This is a genomic window from Pigmentibacter ruber (genome assembly GCF_009792895.1).
GTDB lineage: Bacteria > Bdellovibrionota_B > Oligoflexia > Silvanigrellales > Silvanigrellaceae > Silvanigrella > Silvanigrella rubra.
The window spans coordinates 45,893-63,353 of record NZ_WSSC01000004.1 but is presented as its reverse complement, the minus strand read 5'-3'; the positions used below and the strand labels follow the sequence as shown (position 1 = coordinate 63,353).

Here is a 17,461-nt window from a genome sequence, read left to right as displayed (position 1 = left end):
TATGATCAAATATTGTGCTAAATGTGTAATGCCTGATACAAAACCAGATCTTCATTTTGATGAATATGGGGTTTGTTTTGCTTGTAGAGCTTATGATTCAAGGAAAGAGGTTGATTGGAAAAAAAGAAAAGAAGAATTAATACAGCTTGTGGATAAATATCGTTCAAAAGATGGCTCAAATTATGATTGCTTGGTACCAGTAAGTGGTGGCAAAGATAGTACTTATCAAGTAGTAAAAATGTTGCAATTAGGTTTAAATCCTCTTTGTGTAACTGCAACAACTTGTTCACTAAGTCCTATTGGCAGACGAAATATAGAGAATTTAAAATCTCTTGGTGTTGATTATATTGAAGTTACAGCAAATCCAGTAGTTCGAAAGAAAATTAATAAAATTGCTCTTGAACAAGTTGGTGATATTTCTTGGCCTGAGCACGTTTCCATTTTTACAACTCCTATTAGAATAGCAGTGCAACTTGGAATAAGTTTAGTTATTTGGGGTGAAAATTCTCAAAATGAATATGGTGGACCCGCGGCAGCCTCCGAAAATAACGTTTTAACAAGAAGATGGTTGGAGGAATTTGGTGGATTATTGGGTTTAAGAGTTTCTGATTTAATTGGACAAGAAGGAATTTCAAAAAAAGATTTAATCCAGTACACATATCCTTCTGATGAGGAATTAAAAAGAGTTGGGGTTACTGGTCTTTTTCTTGGACATTACATACCTTGGGATGGTTTTTCAAATGTTTTAATTGCTCAATCTCACGGATTTGAAACATACCATAAACCAGCTGAAGGCTCATTTGTAAATTATGAAAATTTAGATAATAATTTTCATGGTATTCATGATTATTTTAAGTTTTTAAAATACGGATTTGGAAGAGCAACTGATCAAGCTTGTTTGCATGTGAGACGTGGGCGGTTATCTAGAGAAGATGCGATTGAAGCGGTTAAAAAACATGATGGTAAATATCCACATATTTATTTAGGTAAAACATTAGAATCTATGTTAGAAAGTATAGATATGACAGTAGATGAATTTAATAAAATATGTGATCGTTTCACTAATAAAAAACTTTTTAGAATAGACTCTAGAGGTAATTTATTAAGAGATAAAAATTTTAATTTAGTTAAAATAAATTATGATAATGAGTAAAACATGATTGCTATTGTAGACTATGAGATTGGAAATGTATTATCAGTTGCAAGAGCTGTAGAAGTTTGTGGATATACTCCTATAATAACAAAAAATCATCAAGAATTAAAAGAAGCCACGCATATTATATTGCCTGGAGTTGGCAGCTTCTATGAAGGAATGAACAAATTAAAAGAAAATAATTTAATTGATATCCTAAATTATTTAGTAATGGAAAAACAAACCCCTTTTTTAGGAATTTGTTTAGGAATGCAGCTTTTAGCTGATATTGGATATGAGCAACAGGAATGTAAGGGTCTTGGTTGGATTCCGGGTGAAATTTCTCTCATACCTGCATCTAAATATTTATTGCCTTTACCACATGTTGGTTGGAATAATGTCACATTTAAAAAATCTTTAGAATTATTTCAAGGTATAAAAGAAAATTCTGATTTTTATTTTGTGCATAGTTTTTATTTTAACACTAAAAACGAAAGCGATATTCTTGCGACCGTTCATTATGGTGAAGAAATTCCTGTCATTGTAAATAATAGAAATATTTATGGCATGCAATTTCATCCTGAAAAAAGCCAGAAAGTTGGCTTAAAACTTTTAAATAACTTTTTACAGATTTAGGATTGTTACATGTTAAAAACTCGTATTATGCCCACCCTCCTTTATAAAGATACTGGTTTAGTAAAAGGAGTTTCTTTTGATAGTTGGCGGCGAACTGGTAGCTTAATGCAAGCAATTAAAGTTTATAATATGAGAGAAGTAGATGAACTTATTTTTTTAGATATTTCTGCATCAAAATTAAATTCAGAACCAGATTATTCACTTGTTAAAGATTTTTCTTCAGAATGTTTTATGCCATTGACTGTAGGAGGTGGTATTTCATCTGTTGAACATGTTCGAAAACTTCTTAAATCTGGCGCTGACAAGGTGTCTATTAATACTCATGCCGTATTAAACCCAACACTAATTTCAGACATAGCAAGTGTTTTCGGTTCCCAATGTGTAGTTGTTTCTGTTGATGTAAAAAAAGTAAGTGATTCGAATTACAAGATATATACTTATTCTGGTACACAAGAGACAAATTTAGATCTCAAAAAATGGTTGATTCAGGTACAGGAACTTGGTGCAGGTGAAGTTTTGATAACGTCAATAGATAAAGATGGTACAATGAGTGGTTATGATCTCGATTTAATCAAACTTGCAACGGAAACTCTTACTATTCCTGTCATAGCATCTGGAGGAGCCGGTAATTATCAAGATATGCTTAATGCTTTAATGATAGGAAAAGCTTCTGCTCTAGCAGCTTCAAGTATTTATCATTTTACTGAACAAACTCCTTTAGAAGCAAAAAAATATTTGGGTGATCATGGTATTTGTGTCAGAAATTATAATTAAAAAATTTTGAAAGTTTAATGAATGTTTTTAGTGATTACTTCAAATGAAGAATTTTGGGATACAGAACAAGAGATTTTGTTTTTAGGTGAGTATTGTAAATTAAATAAAAGAGAAAATTTTTGGAATAATTTAAATTATAAAACATTAGAAAATATTTGGAATGATCATAATAAAAAACATGATTATGCTATTTATATTAATGAAATACAAGAGCAAGTTCTTTTGTTTTTGTCTTCAAAATTAAATGAAATTCATGGTACTAATTATTCGCAGAGATATTGGAGAATTTTATTAATTCCATTTTTAATGAATTATATCCCAAATTATTTTGACAAATATATGCTTTTAAAAAATGCTTGCGACATGAATTCTAATAATTTAACAACCATTGTTTTAGCTGATTCTTCTTATCAAGAATTTGACTTTACACATAATTTTTTTACTGAAATGGTTTCTGAAAAGTGGAATTTGCAAGTTATTTCTCAAATTATTAAAAGTCTAAAAAATATTAGTATTAAAGAAGAAAAAAATATTCCGAAATCTCATTCTCAAGTTAGTAAAATTACATTTTATAAAATTTTATTTAAAAATATTATTACTTTTATAATTAATTTATTTGCAAGTAAAAATAAAATTTTAAATTTTTCTCAGCATCTATCAAAGAAACAAAAATGGTCACTATTTATAAAATCTTTATTTTTAATTTTTCCGAGTAATAAATTTGTCTTTATAAAAAATAACGTAATTAAAAGGGATTTATTTTTACGAGATTTTTTAGCAAACTATAACGACAAAAATAAAGATCAATTTTGTGAAATTTTAGTGCAAAGCTTATACCAGAACCTGCCTACTCAATTTTTAGAAGATTATAAATTTTATCATAAAAAAACATTGAAGTATTATGGAGCAAAAGCTCCTATAGCAATTTTACAAGACACTTCTATTTATTCTGATTCCTTTTTTGCTATGTGGTTTGCTTATTGTATTGATAAGGGGACTCTTTCAATCGGTTTTCAGCATGGTGGTGGCTATGGTGATAGATTGTTTAATCCAACAGAAAAGTATGAATTAAGTGTTAATGATTATTATATTTCTTGGGGGTGGGGGAAAGATAAAAAAATATTACCTCTGCCTAGTCCAATATTATCAAGCAACAGTAAAACAAAAAAAAATAGATATTCTAATAAAGGATATTTTCTTTTAACAGGTACAGTAGTTCCAAGAGTTTTTTTGAGATATGAAAGCGTACCTATTGAAAACCAATTTTTGGAATATTTAAAATGGCAAACCCATTTTTTTTCTGGATTAATAAATGAAGTCAGCCGAAATTTAGTCATTAGACCACATCCTGTCGATTTTGAATGGAATATTAAAAAAAGACTTAGGGATAAAAATGCTTTGATTGAAAATTCCTTCAAAGATCTTTCTCAAGACTTTCATGAAGTCCTTGCAAACTGTTCCCTATTTATCAGTGATAATTTAAATACAACATTTTTACATAGTTTAGTCATAAATAAACCTACAATTTTGTTTTGGAATAAAAATTTATGGGAAAGTAATCAATTTGCAGAGGATTATTATACTGAGCTTGAAAAAGTAGGAATTTATCATAGAACTCCTGAATCAGCAGCAAAAAAAATAAATGAAATTTATTGTGCTATAGAGACTTGGTGGAATTCTAAGGAAGTGCAAAATGCTAGACTAAGTTTTATTGAAAATTATGCTAAATCATCCATCCTTTGGGAGAAAATTTGGGTTAGAGAACTTAAAAAAATAATTAATTAAAAAATTTGGAAAGAGGTTACTATGAATTTATCGTTAGGAAGTTGGTTGACTGTTTTGCATCCAACAATTGTAGATCTAATGACTGAGCAAAAATTTGATTGGCTATGTGTTGATTTAGAACATTCACCAACATCTTATTTGGATTTACAAAATGCTATTTCAACCATTCAATTAAAAGGAAAAAAAGCATTTGCAAGAGTTGCGCAAAATACTCATTACCATTTAAAGTTTCCTTTAGATGCTGGAGTTGATGGTGTTATAATACCAATGGTAAATTCTGCTGATGAGGCAAAACAAGCTGTTTTGAATTGTTTTTATCCTCCCAAAGGTAACAGAGGAGTAGGGTTAGCTAGAGCACAAAAATATGGTTTTGCTTTTGAAGAACATTTGCAATCAAATCTTAAAAATTTAACTGTTATAGTTCAGATTGAGCATGTTAATGCTGTTGAACAAATAGAAACTATTTTAGATATCGAAGGAATTGCTGGAGTTTTTATTGGTCCATATGATTTGAGTGGATCTATGGGAATTCCAGGACAATTTGAGCATCCACATATGAAAGAAGCTATTAAAAAAGTATCAAATGCTACTATTGCAAGAAAAAAAATACTTGGAGCACACATTATTACTCCAAAATATAATAAAATAGATGAGTATTCTAACCTTGGTTATAATTTTATCGCTTTTAGTATTGATACGCTTTTTTTAGGAACAGCTATGCGAGAAGAATTGACTAAATTAGGGCGGTAGCTTTGTAATATTCTGATATTACAAATTTAATTTGTTTGACATTGTTTTTTTTTAAAGATAAAAATTTAGAAATTTTTGACTTTAAGGGGGAGCGATGGCATTAGAGAAAGTAAGCTGTGATTTTTGTGGTAGTACAAATAATATTATTGTTGCTAGCCAAACAGATCTTTTATATAAAACAACAAATGAATTATTTCATGTTGTAAAATGCGCTGATTGCCAATTAAACTTTACCAATCCAAGGCCAGATAAAGACAGTATTAAAAATTTTTATGTGCAAGATTACTCTTTTCATAATACAAGAAACTATATAAAAAAACTTTTTGATAAAATATTTGATTTAATTGCAAATTCATACTTTGTATTAATTTTTAATCCTTTTTCTATTCTTAATCCCTATTTAATTCAAAGAATAAAACCAAAAGTTTCAGATCCAGTTTTAGAGCGCATTAAAATTTTTAAAAAAATAAAAAAACAAAAAATTTTAGATATTGGTTGCGGGAGTGGAACAAATTCACATTTTTTTGGTGCTAAAGGATGCTTGAAGTATTATAAAAAATTTGCAAATGTTGTAGGCTGTGAATTATCAGAAACTGCGCGAAGTAATTTAAATAAATTGAATATTTTATGTTATCCAAGTATTGACAAAATACCAATTAGTGAAAATAACTTTGATATTATTCGCATGAATTGGTCCTTAGAACATGTAGATAAACCAAGTCAATATTTTAAATTTATTAAGGAACATTTGGCAAAGGATGGGATGGCAGTTATCTGTATACCAAATAATGAAGGACATGTTTATCAAAACTATCCAGATTGTTTAGAACTTCCTATTCATTTCTATCATTTTAGTATAAGAGATATCTTTAAATATGCAGAGAAATATGGACTAAAAATTAAGAAAGTAAAAACTTTTTCTTATCCTGGATTATATTACTTTTCAAGCAAATTTTATCCAAGTTTAAGTCATTATAAAAATATGTCAATTTTTGATGCATGGAAAATGAACAGAACATTGAATAAGTCAAATAGTGAAAATGGTAATGACCTTCTAATTATCTTAGGTCTTTAAATTAAAAATGTTTTTAATATAGATTTACAATCTCTAATGATTGATATTTAGCTTGAATATCTTGAAGTAAGATCCAAAGTAAGCTATTATTAAATTCACAATAAAGTGGTTTTTAGTTTGAATTCTCTTTTGCTAAAAATACTTATTTATTAAAAATGATAAAAGTTAGGATTTTATTCAATATGCACATTTGTATTATACCTGCTAGGATGGGCAGTTCAAGATTTCCAAACAAACCATTAGCACCCATTTTAGGCATGCCTATGATTGGGCATGTTGCGATGAGATGCAAATTAGAACCAATCTTTGATCTTGTTGTTGTAGCTACTTGTGATCAAGAAATTTTTGAATATTGTTCAAGTATTGGTATCAAAGCTGTTATGACTTCTAGTAAGCACGAAAGAGCTTCTGATCGTATACAGGAAGCGCTTATTTTTTTAGAAAATGAAATAAATAAAAAAGTAATTTCTGTAACAATGGTTCAAGGTGACGAGCCTATGGTTACTCCAAATATGTTAAGAACAGCCCTCTTTGCATTACATTCTAGTAATGCAAAAGTCGTGAATTTATGTTCTGAAATTGAAAATTTAGAGGAGTTTAATTCGCCAAACTGTGTTAAAGTAGTTTTAGGAAAAAATAAAAACGCTCTTTATTTTAGCAGAGAGGCTATCCCTAGTTTATCTAAATTTAAAGGAAAAATAAAGCCTTTAAAGCAGGTGTGTATTATACCTTTTCAAAGAGATTTTTTAATTGAATATAGCAATCTCCCGCCAACGCCATTAGAAGAAATAGAATCTATTGATATGTTAAGAGTACTAGAACATGAAATACAGGTTTATTGTGAAATGATAAATGAAAAATCATGGCCTGTAGATGTCCCTGAGGATATAGCTCGAGTTGAAAATGCATTAACAACTTGTCCATTACTCTCTAGGTATATGAAATGAATAATAATATAGTTGCTGTAGCATCACCTTCTTTTTCACAATCGTCAATTCTTGTTAATGAATTATCATCATATGGATTTAAAGTAGTATTAAATTCTAAAAATATTCGTTTTAATGAAAAAAGTTTAATTGAATTTATAAATGAATGTGAGGCGAATGCTATAGTCATTGGTTTAGAAAAAGTAAGTGAAAAAGTTTTGACTTCTTGTAAAAGTTTGAACTTTATCAGTAAATTTGGCGTAGGGCTTGATAATTTGGATTTAAATGCCTGTGAAAAAAATGGAATAAAAATAGGTTGGACTCCAGGGTTAAATAATCGTTCTGTGACTGAACTAGTTCTTTCCTTTACTTTGGGACATTTAAGAAATTCTACTAAAGCAATTTATGAAATGTCTAAAGGAATTTGGAATAAAAATGGAGGCAAAGAACTATCAAAATGTATATTTGGAATAGTTGGACTTGGTAATATTGGAATGGATTTGGCTAGAGTTTTAAAAGGATTTGGTTGTAATATTTTGTATTATGATATTATAGATAAATCTATGAGTGAAGAAGTTATGAAATTGGGATTTCAGCAAGTGACTTATCAAGCTTTATTAAAGGAATCTGACGTTATTTCTTTTCATGTTCCTTTAACAGAACAAACTCAATATATGTTTTCTTCAGAGCAACTAAGCATTGTTAAACCTGATTGCTTTATAATAAATACTTCTAGAGGGGCAGTAGTAGATTTTGATAAAGTTTGTTCAGCTGTTTTAGAGAAAAGATTAGGAGGTTTTGCTTCAGATGTATTTCTTGAAGAACCATATGATGCTAGTCGTTGGTCTGAAGTTTCTAATTTGTATTTTACACCGCATATAGGTGGGAATTCTAAAGAAGCTGTTTTAAATATGGGGCGTTCTGCTATTAATCATATTGCAAATTATTTTGGTAAAATAAACAATGAAAAATGAAAATTCTGAAACTAAAGTTGTTGTATTTGGTGGATCTGGATTTTTGGGCAGTCATGTAACTGAAGAATTGATTTCTCAAGGTTATAAAGTGAAAATATTTGACTTAAATTGCTCAAAAATTTTCAATAAAGGTCAAGTCGAGTTTATTAAAGCAGATATACTTGATAAACAAGCGGTAATTGATGCTTGTGAGCAGCAAGATATTGTATACAATTTTGCAGGTCTTGCGGATATTAATGTTGCAAAAGATAATCCTGAACTTACTGCTCAATTAAATATTATGGGAAATTTAAATATATTGGAAGCATGTAGAGTTCATCAAGTAAAAAGATTTATTTTAGCAAGTAGTGTTTATGTCTATAGTGAGTCAGGATCTTTTTATAGAATAAGTAAACAAACAAGTGAAAAATTTACTGAATTATATTCTGAGAAATATGGAATTCCTTTTACTATTCTAAGATATGGTTCACTTTATGGTAGAAGAGCCGATTTTAGAAATGGTTTGTATCGTCTTATTTATCAGGCTATAACAACAGGAAAAATAACTTATTCAGGAACTGGTGAGGAATTAAGAGAGTATATACATGTGTCAGATGCATCCGTTGCTAGCGTTAATATCTTGACACAAGATTTTAAAAATCAACACGTTGTTATTACAGGACATCAATCTTATAAAGTTTCAGATATCATGAAAATGATTGCAGAGATTTTAAGGTATAAACTAAATATAACTCTAGATTTTGCGAATGAAGATATAGATTCTCACTATAATATAACGCCCTATGCATATAAACCTCGTATTGGAAAAAAATTAGTAGTAAATCCTTTTGTTGATATTGGGCAAGGAATTCTTGATTGTATAGATGAAATATCGACTGAAAAGGGTTTTTTAAATGAATCAAGTTAATGAAGAAAAATTTTTTTTTCCAACTTTAAATTGGAAATATCTTTCTTATACTTGGGGTACATCTTCTCCTGTATATGGAAATGGAAAAAAAATTGAAATAAAAAAAGAAAGAGATTTGTGTTGTGGAGATACTTGCAATACGTTGCTTTTTTCTGCTAGCAATCATGTAGGCACTCATTTTGATTTTCCATTGCATTTTGATAAAAATGGGAAAAATGTCCTTGACTATGAAGCTTCATATTTTATTCATGTAAAAATCTCCATAATTAAAATGAATTTAGATACAGGTCATTTAATTAGTATTTCAGATCTTAAAGAAAAAGAAAAAGAGATAGCAAATGATACAACTTTATTATTAATCGATACAGGTAGTTCAATATATAGAAACCAAGAAAAATATTGGAAAAATGGGATTGGTGTGAATACTGGAGTTGCTGATTACTTAAGAGAAAAATATCCTGAATTGACTACAATTGGATTAGATACTATATCTATTTCCTCTTTCCAAAATAGAGAAATAGGTCGATTAGTTCATAAAGAATTTTTATGTTCTCCAAAACCAATTTTAATAATAGAAGATCTTAATTTAAATGGTATAAATAATATAAAACCTAAAATAATTGTTTCTTTGCCTTTGCGAATAGAAAATGCAGATGGAGCTCCTGCAACTGTAATTGTGGGGTACTAAATGTATAAACATATTTTTTTAGATTTTGATGGTGTAATAGTTGATTCAACAGAATTAAAACATAATGCATTTACTTTTTTAGCAGAAGAAGAAAAAAAAGGAATGGGAATAGTTCTTGATGGTTTATTAAGAACAAAACTGATTGGCGCTGAAAGAAATGTGGTTTGTAAGTGGATTGCAGAAAATTGCAACTCAAATAAAACAATAGATGAATTAAGTTTTAAATTTGCAAATATGATAGATGGTAAAATTTTAAATTTAACCTTAGTAGAAGGTTTTAAAGAGTTTATTAACAATATAAAATATAAAAATGAGATCAATTTATCGATTGTATCTAATGCGCCGAAAAATGATATAGTATCATATTTGAATTTATATTCTATTTTGAATGAGTTCAGTGATATTATTGGATTTGAGGAAGGTGTTACAAAAGCAGATAGAATTTTTAGACTCATGCAAAAAATGAATTTATCTTCTTCCCAGTGTCTATTTATTGGAGATACTCCTTCTGATTATTTAGCTTCTAAAAAATGTAATATTTCCTTTATTAAAATAAAAAGTTTTTTAGGAAATATATGCTTATGGGAAGATAATATTGAAACTTTTAAAAATTTTTTAGAAATTAACAAACATTTCTTATAGAAAGAAGATTAATAGAATATGATGAAACAAATTTTAAAAAAATGTATTCAAGAAACTTCGAAGTCTTTTTTTGGAAAAGCTTCAACTGTAACAACAACTTTTTTAGAGTCTGCTTTATCGCGTTATGAAATTTCTTTAGAAGAAAAAAAATTAAGTTTTTACTGCCCTAATAGATTAACTCTTTGGAGGGCACAAACTCTTTTTTCAAAAGAACCGGATACTATAGAATGGATCAATTCCTTTGAACCAAATTCTGTATTTTATGACATTGGTGCAAATATGGGAGTTTTTTCATTGTACGCAGCGGCGAAAGGACATAGAGTATATTCCTTTGAACCAGAGTCGACGAATTACGCTTTATTAAATACCAATATTTATATCAATAATTATTCCGAAGTAATGAGAGCTTATAATATTGCTTTGTCTTCTAGCCAAGGATTTGGCGAATTTTTTCTTAGTAATTTTGAACAGGGAGCTGCTCTACATAACTTAGGGGAATCAGTTGATTTTGAAAAAAAGAAATTTATTCCTAAGCATACTCAGGGTATTTATTTTGATAGACTTGATAATTTTATAGAACATACACCAAATGAATGGTTGCCTGATTATTTAAAAATTGATGTTGATGGGAATGAATCTTTAGTTATTGAAGGGGCTGAAATTATATTAAGAAATAGTAAGCTTAAATCAATTCTGATAGAACTAAATATGAATTTAAACGAAGACAAATTAATTAAACAAAAACTTGAAAGTATAGGCTTTGCAGCTCAACCTTTACCAAGAAGAACCTCTTCAGTAGAAGATATGAGTTCAGTATATAATTTTATTTTCAAGAGAGTAAATTAAAATATATACTTAAAATGTTTTAAAAAGGAATAATCTACATGGAGATATTGTTAACAGGTGGTGCTGGTTTTATCGGATCAAAAGTTTGTGAAAAATTACTTACTATTGGGCATAGTGTAACTATTATTGATAATATGTCTACAGGATTAAAAAACAATATAAGTAATAAAGTTAACTTAATTGAGTGTGGAGCCGAATCTAGCTTAATTCATGAAAAATTAAGAAAATTTAAGTTTGACGCTATTTTGCACATAGGTGGCCAAAGTAGTGGAGAAATTGGGGAAAGAAATCCTTTAAATGATGTTCATTGGAATGTTGTTTCAACCCTCAATTTATTGGATTATGCTAGCAAAAATAATATTAAGAAATTTATTTATGCAAGTAGCGTTGGTGTCTATGGATCAGCGTTGAAATCACGCAATGAATTGTTAGTTGAAGATGATGCAGGTAATCCCATTTCAGTTTATGGTACAGGTAAAATTGTCGCAGAAAAGTATATTGATACTTATGTTAAAAGAGGACTCGTTGCATTTAGCTTACGTATGTTCAATGTTTACGGTCCAGGACAAAATATGCAAAATCCAGACCAAGGGATGATTAGTATTTATTTAGCGCAATTAATTAAAAACAAAAAACTGCAAGTAAAGGGATCTTTACAAAGAATTCGTGATTTTGTTTATATTGATGATGTTGTTAATGCTTGGATACATGCCTTAAATTTTTCAGATCAAACTCCTGAGCATTATAAATTAAATATTGGATCTGGTAAGGGGTATTCAGTAGAGCATGTTATAGAACTACTAAAACATTATTTTGGTGAATATCCTCTCGAAGTCTTGTCTTCTACTCCAGGGGATCAAACTTACACAATTGCAAATATCAGTAAGGCAAAAGAGATTCTTTCGTGGACTCCTGAAGTGGATCTTGAACAAGGTCTTGCACATTTTTATAATTGGGCAATCAATAATATGGAAAATAAGTAATGTATTTTTTATATTTGTTGAAAAGAGTAATAACAAAATTAATTTATATTTTAAGTCAAAAACACTATAAATCAATGTTGTTTTCTTTTGGGAATTCATCGCATATTGTATTTCCTGCTGAAATAACAGAAAATAAAGGACTAAGTATTGGTAATCATGTAATTATAAAAAGTAATTCATGGTTAAATTGTAGATATTTACCATTAACTAATACACCATCATTAGTTATTCAAGATGGATGTTATTTAGGTAGATTTATTCATATTAATGCATTTCAAGATGTTCTTATTGAAAAAAATGTATTGATTGCTGACAGGGTACATATAAGTGATGCAACTCATTACTATGATAAATTAGATATTCCAATTATCAAACAAGGTGCAGGTTTTGTGGCTCCTGTAAAATTATTAGAAGGCTGTTGGATTGGTGTGGGTGCTGTAATATTGCCGGGTGTTACCATTGGTAAACATGCTATAATTGGTGCTAATGCTGTTGTCACAAAAAGTATTCCCGATTATGCGGTAGCTGGTGGGGTACCTGCAAAGATAATTAAATTCCGTGAAAGTAAAAGTAATGATTGATACTGAAATTATAAATTCTATTGAAAAACTTTCTAGTTTTAGAAACAAATGTATCGATTTTATAAATGAAGAACTCATATTTTCTGATTCCCTCTGGTTTGCAACCTGGAGTAAAAATAGTTCTGGAGATATGGTTGCTCGGTATTTATTAAAAGAAATTTCTTTTCGTACATTTTTTTTATTTTTTCTTAAAAAAATAATCTTTAATTATTTACGTTGTTTCTTTTTTAGACGAGAACTTAGTTTTTCAAGAATTGGTAATAATGCAAAAAAAAAATATATTTATCAAACTTGGATAGATTTAAATCAAAATGAAAAAATAAACTTAGCTGGTAAAGATAAATATTTTTCAAACTTTTTTTCTGAACATTATGAAACAAATACTGCACTATCTATCATTATAGCTTCAACACCAAAACAAGTAAAACAGAATGAACTAAATCAAGATTCAATCATACTATCTGTTGGAAATTTAAGATGTGTTGGATTATCTGCTTTTTTTATTATTTTAAAGCAACTATTTTATACTCTTATAAATTTTTTAGTAAGGTTTAAAGCAAGTAATTTTAATGAATTTTTTTGTGGTTTATTTGTTGCACTAAATGTTATAGATATAAGACAAAATAATTCAGTTAAAATTTATAGACATATAAATAGTTTTCTTAAAAGTTATTTGAAAGAGCACAATATGGTACCAGATTTATTTCTACCATATGAAGCACAGCCTGAGCAAACAGCTTTAATTAAAGCTTGGCAAAAAAATGGTGGGAAAGTAACAGGCTATATCCATAGTACAATGCTTACTTTTCCTGGACATTACATAAAACCTCATAAATATTTTCCCGACCAATTATGGGTTCATGGTACATCTTATAAAAAAATTCTTACTATTTTTGGTTGGAAAGAAGCTGAAATAAAAGAGATTAAGTCTTTGCGTTATTCTTCCTTAGCACCTATAAATATTGAATTATCGACGATAGCGTTACCATATTCAACTGCTGATCTAAATTATAGTATTTATGTATTAAAAAAATTATCAAAAACTGGTATTAAATTAAGACACATCCGTCCGCATCCATTAACAGGTATTTCTAGAAGAGATTTTAAGCAATTTAATAATATCATAAAAGAAAATATTTCTACTAAAGAAGACTACAAAATACAAAATGCTATAGTTTGCATTGGCCCTGCATCTTTACCTCTTGAAGTTTTAGAACAAAAAGTTTACTGTACAGTAATTCATATCCCTATTTCAAGATCATTTATGGATAGATTTGATAACAGTCTTTGGGATGACTATATTGAATTTATAAAGTTAGATGAAGCAGTGCGCATGAGTCTAAAAGCAAATGGAGCATTTATTTGTGTCTGAAGTAGTACAGAGAAAAAAAATATATTTTGAATATTGTGATAGATTAGCGGAGTTTATTTCAAATAAATTTTCTTACGAAAAATCTATATTGAGTCTAAATTGGTTGTTATTTTATATTTTTCTTTCAATTATTCTGAACCCATTTTTTACTACATTTGAAGATATAAAAATTAATATTTTTTTAGATTTATTTGGTTTAATTATGCCTTTGTTTTTTATAAAAAGAATAAGTAAACTGAGTTTTTATTATTTTCTATCTTTTTTTTCTTTGATATTATTTCAGTTACTCTTTTTAGTTTATTCAACAAAAAATTTTAATGTAATATTTCAATCAAGAATGACAATGTATTTTATTTGTCAAATATTTTTATTTTATTCTATATTATCTCAGATTTCTCATAAGTATATTATTTCTACTATAAAAGTTGTAAATTATTTCGTTTTTTTTATTATAATTGTGCTATTTTTTGATTTTTTTATAGCTGATGTTTTTATTTCAAAATCATATATTAAAGAATACATAGTTGATTATAGAGGGGATTTATACACGTACTTTACAAAAATATTTAATGGTAGTTCTCCTAATGGTCTTATTTTAGGTCCACAACATTCTAGCATTATATCTTTAATAGCTTGCTTTTATTTAATTCCTATTTTTAAAGATGATTTTAAAGATAAAGTAAGGTTGTTTATATATTTTCCCTGCTGTTTTTTTATGTTTATTTTGACTATGACCACAACGTCTTTAATTTGTCTTGTTATGTTTTTGGGATTTTGTTCTTTTTCTGCTAAAGGCACTATATTTTTTAATAAGTATTTTCGAGCGTTTTCATTATTGAGTATTGGAATGTTAGCGTTATCATGGGAATTCTTAATTTATATAAAAGTAGGAAAAATTTATGATGCTTCTTTTATACAATATTATATTGATGTATTTACAAGTCCTATTTATAATATAATTAGACATAGCAGTATTTCTAATATACTTTTAGGATCAGGTTCCTATCCTGAAGTATGGTATAAATCAAAAGAATTGGTTGATATTAATGCAGATTTTGGTTATGGAATGTGGATTCTTTCAGATGGAATTATTGTTGTTTTCGTCTTAACAATATTCTTTTTTTACACATTATATACATATTTAAAAAATCCATTATTTTTTATTGAAAAGAATGAAAGTCGGAAGTATCTAGATATTATAATTTCACCAATTATTTTTTGTTTTTTTGTTTTTACTTCTATAATACATTATCAAACAATATTTCAAATAGGTATAAAGCAATTATTTTGCTTTTATTTTTCTGTTATTTTGTATTTTATGTTTCATAGGAAAAAATTAATTAATAATTCTGAATCAAATTTATTTAAAAATAAAAATTCTGTATAAGGAGGTTGCTAATTGCTTAGAGTATTAAGATTTTTAATTGTTGGCAATAAAAATTTAGCAATTAAAACAGAAGATAATTATGATTTAAAAGATTTTTTATATTTTCTTTTTAGATATAGTAAAGTTTTTATTTTGGCTATTGTTTTAGGGCTTATAATAGGATTTATATTTTCTCTTAATAAAACTAAGTTTTATAAGTCAGCAATGCCTGTAGAAATTAGTAAATTAAGTTATGATCAAAGCTATGAAATGAAAGAAAATGTAATTAAAAATACTAGGTATCATTTCTATTTCTTATTATACTCAGATTTATTTAATGCAGCTTTATTTGATAAATTGTTTCAGATAAGGCCAGAAGTTAAAACTATTTTAGAAAATTATGGTATAAATGTTTCAAAAATAAATAAATTGCCATTTCGCTTAATAGACATTGCTTCTGATGAATCCTTAACTTTTTTATATGTTAATACAGAATTTCCATTTATAATAAAAGATAACAATATTTATAATGATTTATTAGTAGCTATAAATCATGCTGTAAAACTTTTTAATGAAGCTCAATTAAATAATTATTTACAATTTTATGAAAAAAATAGGTTAGAAATTGAGAAATTGACAAAAAAAAATAAGTTAATATTTAATAATATATATGAGAAAAATATTATTTTATATGATATCTTTATGAAAACTAGTAAAAAAAATAGCATAAATTTTACTTTTGATTCAAACTATCCAATTTTAAAAGATGAAGTAATAAATAACAAAAAAGAATTTAGTAATAAAATAATGGATAACAATATCTCACAATTATTTGTTGGAATTTATTCAAACCTTGCTTTTTTAAAATCTACAAATGAAATAACTGATTCAGATTATTCTTATTATTTAGGAAAAATTGCAGAAATTAGTTCTGAATATGAGAGGTTAAATTTAGAGTTATCCTCTAATAATAGCTCAATAAAAAATTTATATACAGAAATAAATAGTTATTTTCAAAATCCAAAGAATTTTTATTTGCCAAATTTAGCTATGAAAAAAAATTCTGAATTAATTGGAATTTCATCTACATTGATTCCAATAAATCATTTTGTCTATGTTGGTTCAGGAGCAATAACAGGGTTACTCTTTGCAATTATCATTTGTTTTATACATTCTATCTTTTTTAATAAAAGTAAGGAGGAATAATATTTTACTTATTCCAAATCATCCAAGGGGCATTTCCTTTTTCATACATTTCGTTTAGAAGTAGATATTCTCTATGGGTATCCATTGGTTGCCAAAAATGTTCGTGTTTATAGATAGACATTTGTTGATCTTTGACAAGTGCTTTAATGGGCTCATTTTCAAACACAAGATTATCATTTTCATTTAAATAATTAAATATTTTATAGTTACAAGCAAAAAAACCACCAGAGATAACGCCAGCTGTTGCTTGGGGTTTTTCATTGAATTCAGTAACTGTACCGAATTCATCAGAGTTTAATTCCCCAAACCTTCCAGGTGGTCTAACACCTGTAACCGTAAGAATTTTATTGCTCATAGTATGAAAACGCACCAGATTATCTAGATTAATATCACCAAGCCCATCTCCATAGGTCAATAAAAAGGGCTCATCTTGCGCAATATATTTTTGTACTTTTTTTAGTCGTCCACCAGTCATTGTATTTAAACCAGTTTCAACTAAAGTAACTGACCAATCATGGGTTTCATGATTGCTATGAAAGATAATATCTTTATTATCTTTGTTAAAATTTAAGGTAAAATCGCTAGTGTAAGCTCTATAATTTAAAAAGAATTCTCTTATTTTATCTCCTTTATATCCAAGGCATAAAATAAACTCTTTATGTCCCCAATGCGCATAATAGCGCATAATATGCCATAAGATGGGATAATTACCTATATTTATCATGGGTTTTGGGAGAGATTCAGATGTATCACGTATTCTTGTACCTAGACCACCACAAAATATAACAACTTTCATTTTAACCTCATTTTAAATTAAT

At 27.8% G+C, this 17,461-nt stretch carries 18 protein-coding genes; 17 read left to right on the top strand and 1 reads right to left on the bottom strand.

What is annotated here, in order from left to right; genetic code table 11:
- Position 1: 1 nt before the first annotated feature.
- From GOY08_RS11845 to GOY08_RS11765, 17 genes are all read left to right on the top strand, one after another.
- Complete coding sequence (locus GOY08_RS11845; RefSeq protein WP_158999131.1) at positions 2–1,153, top strand: N-acetyl sugar amidotransferase; 1,152 nt, start codon at positions 2–4, stop codon at positions 1,151–1,153.
- A gap of 3 nt (positions 1,154–1,156) precedes the next feature.
- A complete protein-coding gene (hisH, locus tag GOY08_RS11840; protein WP_158999130.1) occupies positions 1,157–1,768 on the top strand; it encodes an imidazole glycerol phosphate synthase subunit HisH in 612 nt (203 codons plus the stop codon).
- Positions 1,769–1,777: 9 nt separating this feature from the next.
- Positions 1,778–2,542: an imidazole glycerol phosphate synthase subunit HisF gene (hisF, locus tag GOY08_RS11835; RefSeq protein WP_158999129.1), complete on the top strand. Its 765-nt coding sequence runs from the start codon at positions 1,778–1,780 to the stop codon at positions 2,540–2,542.
- Positions 2,543–2,563: 21 nt separating this feature from the next.
- On the top strand, positions 2,564–4,327 hold the full coding sequence (locus tag GOY08_RS11830; RefSeq protein WP_158999128.1) for an LIC12162 family transferase: 1,764 nt from the start codon (positions 2,564–2,566) through the stop codon (positions 4,325–4,327).
- A 21-nt stretch (positions 4,328–4,348) separates the two neighbouring features.
- A complete protein-coding gene (locus GOY08_RS11825; protein WP_158999127.1) occupies positions 4,349–5,077 on the top strand; it encodes an HpcH/HpaI aldolase family protein in 729 nt (242 codons plus the stop codon).
- 94 nt (positions 5,078–5,171) lie between these two features.
- Positions 5,172–6,152, top strand: a complete 981-nt coding sequence (locus GOY08_RS11820) for a class I SAM-dependent methyltransferase (protein WP_158999126.1) — start codon at positions 5,172–5,174, stop codon at positions 6,150–6,152.
- A 182-nt stretch (positions 6,153–6,334) separates the two neighbouring features.
- Positions 6,335–7,099, top strand: a complete 765-nt coding sequence (gene kdsB / locus GOY08_RS11815; protein WP_158999125.1) for a 3-deoxy-manno-octulosonate cytidylyltransferase — start codon at positions 6,335–6,337, stop codon at positions 7,097–7,099.
- Positions 7,096–8,052 (top strand): NAD(P)-dependent oxidoreductase, encoded by a 957-nt coding sequence (locus tag GOY08_RS11810; RefSeq protein WP_158999124.1) that lies wholly within the window; start codon positions 7,096–7,098, stop codon positions 8,050–8,052. The genes kdsB and GOY08_RS11810 overlap by 4 nt, the downstream gene beginning before the upstream one ends.
- Entirely contained in the window at positions 8,042–8,959 is a 918-nt protein-coding gene (locus GOY08_RS11805; RefSeq protein WP_158999123.1) for an NAD-dependent epimerase/dehydratase family protein, read from the top strand. The genes GOY08_RS11810 and GOY08_RS11805 overlap by 11 nt, the downstream gene beginning before the upstream one ends.
- Positions 8,946–9,647, top strand: coding sequence for a cyclase family protein (locus GOY08_RS11800; RefSeq protein ID WP_158999122.1), 702 nt, complete (start codon positions 8,946–8,948; stop codon positions 9,645–9,647). The genes GOY08_RS11805 and GOY08_RS11800 overlap by 14 nt, the downstream gene beginning before the upstream one ends.
- Complete coding sequence (locus GOY08_RS11795; protein ID WP_158999121.1) at positions 9,648–10,289, top strand: HAD family hydrolase; 642 nt, start codon at positions 9,648–9,650, stop codon at positions 10,287–10,289. It begins immediately after the preceding gene.
- Positions 10,290–10,307: 18 nt separating this feature from the next.
- Complete coding sequence (locus GOY08_RS11790) at positions 10,308–11,135, top strand: FkbM family methyltransferase (RefSeq protein WP_158999120.1); 828 nt, start codon at positions 10,308–10,310, stop codon at positions 11,133–11,135.
- A gap of 38 nt (positions 11,136–11,173) precedes the next feature.
- The gene (locus GOY08_RS11785) at positions 11,174–12,118 is read left to right on the top strand and encodes an NAD-dependent epimerase/dehydratase family protein (protein ID WP_158999119.1); all 945 of its coding nucleotides are present in this window, start codon (positions 11,174–11,176) and stop codon (positions 12,116–12,118) included.
- Positions 12,118–12,699 carry an acyltransferase gene (locus GOY08_RS15685; protein WP_158999118.1) on the top strand — a complete coding sequence of 194 codons (582 nt, stop codon included), beginning with the start codon at positions 12,118–12,120 and terminating at the stop codon, positions 12,697–12,699. Before GOY08_RS11785 ends, GOY08_RS15685 begins: the two co-directional genes overlap by 1 nt.
- A complete protein-coding gene (locus GOY08_RS11775; protein WP_158999117.1) occupies positions 12,692–14,071 on the top strand; it encodes a hypothetical protein in 1,380 nt (459 codons plus the stop codon). Before GOY08_RS15685 ends, GOY08_RS11775 begins: the two co-directional genes overlap by 8 nt.
- Positions 14,064–15,458, top strand: a complete 1,395-nt coding sequence (locus GOY08_RS11770) for a hypothetical protein (protein ID WP_158999116.1) — start codon at positions 14,064–14,066, stop codon at positions 15,456–15,458. Before GOY08_RS11775 ends, GOY08_RS11770 begins: the two co-directional genes overlap by 8 nt.
- Before the next feature lie 12 nt (positions 15,459–15,470).
- Positions 15,471–16,643, top strand: coding sequence for a hypothetical protein (locus tag GOY08_RS11765; protein WP_158999115.1), 1,173 nt, complete (start codon positions 15,471–15,473; stop codon positions 16,641–16,643).
- A gap of 4 nt (positions 16,644–16,647) precedes the next feature.
- On the opposite strand, the gene rfbF is transcribed toward GOY08_RS11765, so the two are convergent.
- A complete protein-coding gene (gene rfbF, locus GOY08_RS11760) occupies positions 16,648–17,439 on the bottom strand; it encodes a glucose-1-phosphate cytidylyltransferase (RefSeq protein WP_158999114.1) in 792 nt (263 codons plus the stop codon).
- Positions 17,440–17,461: the final 22 nt, after the last annotated feature.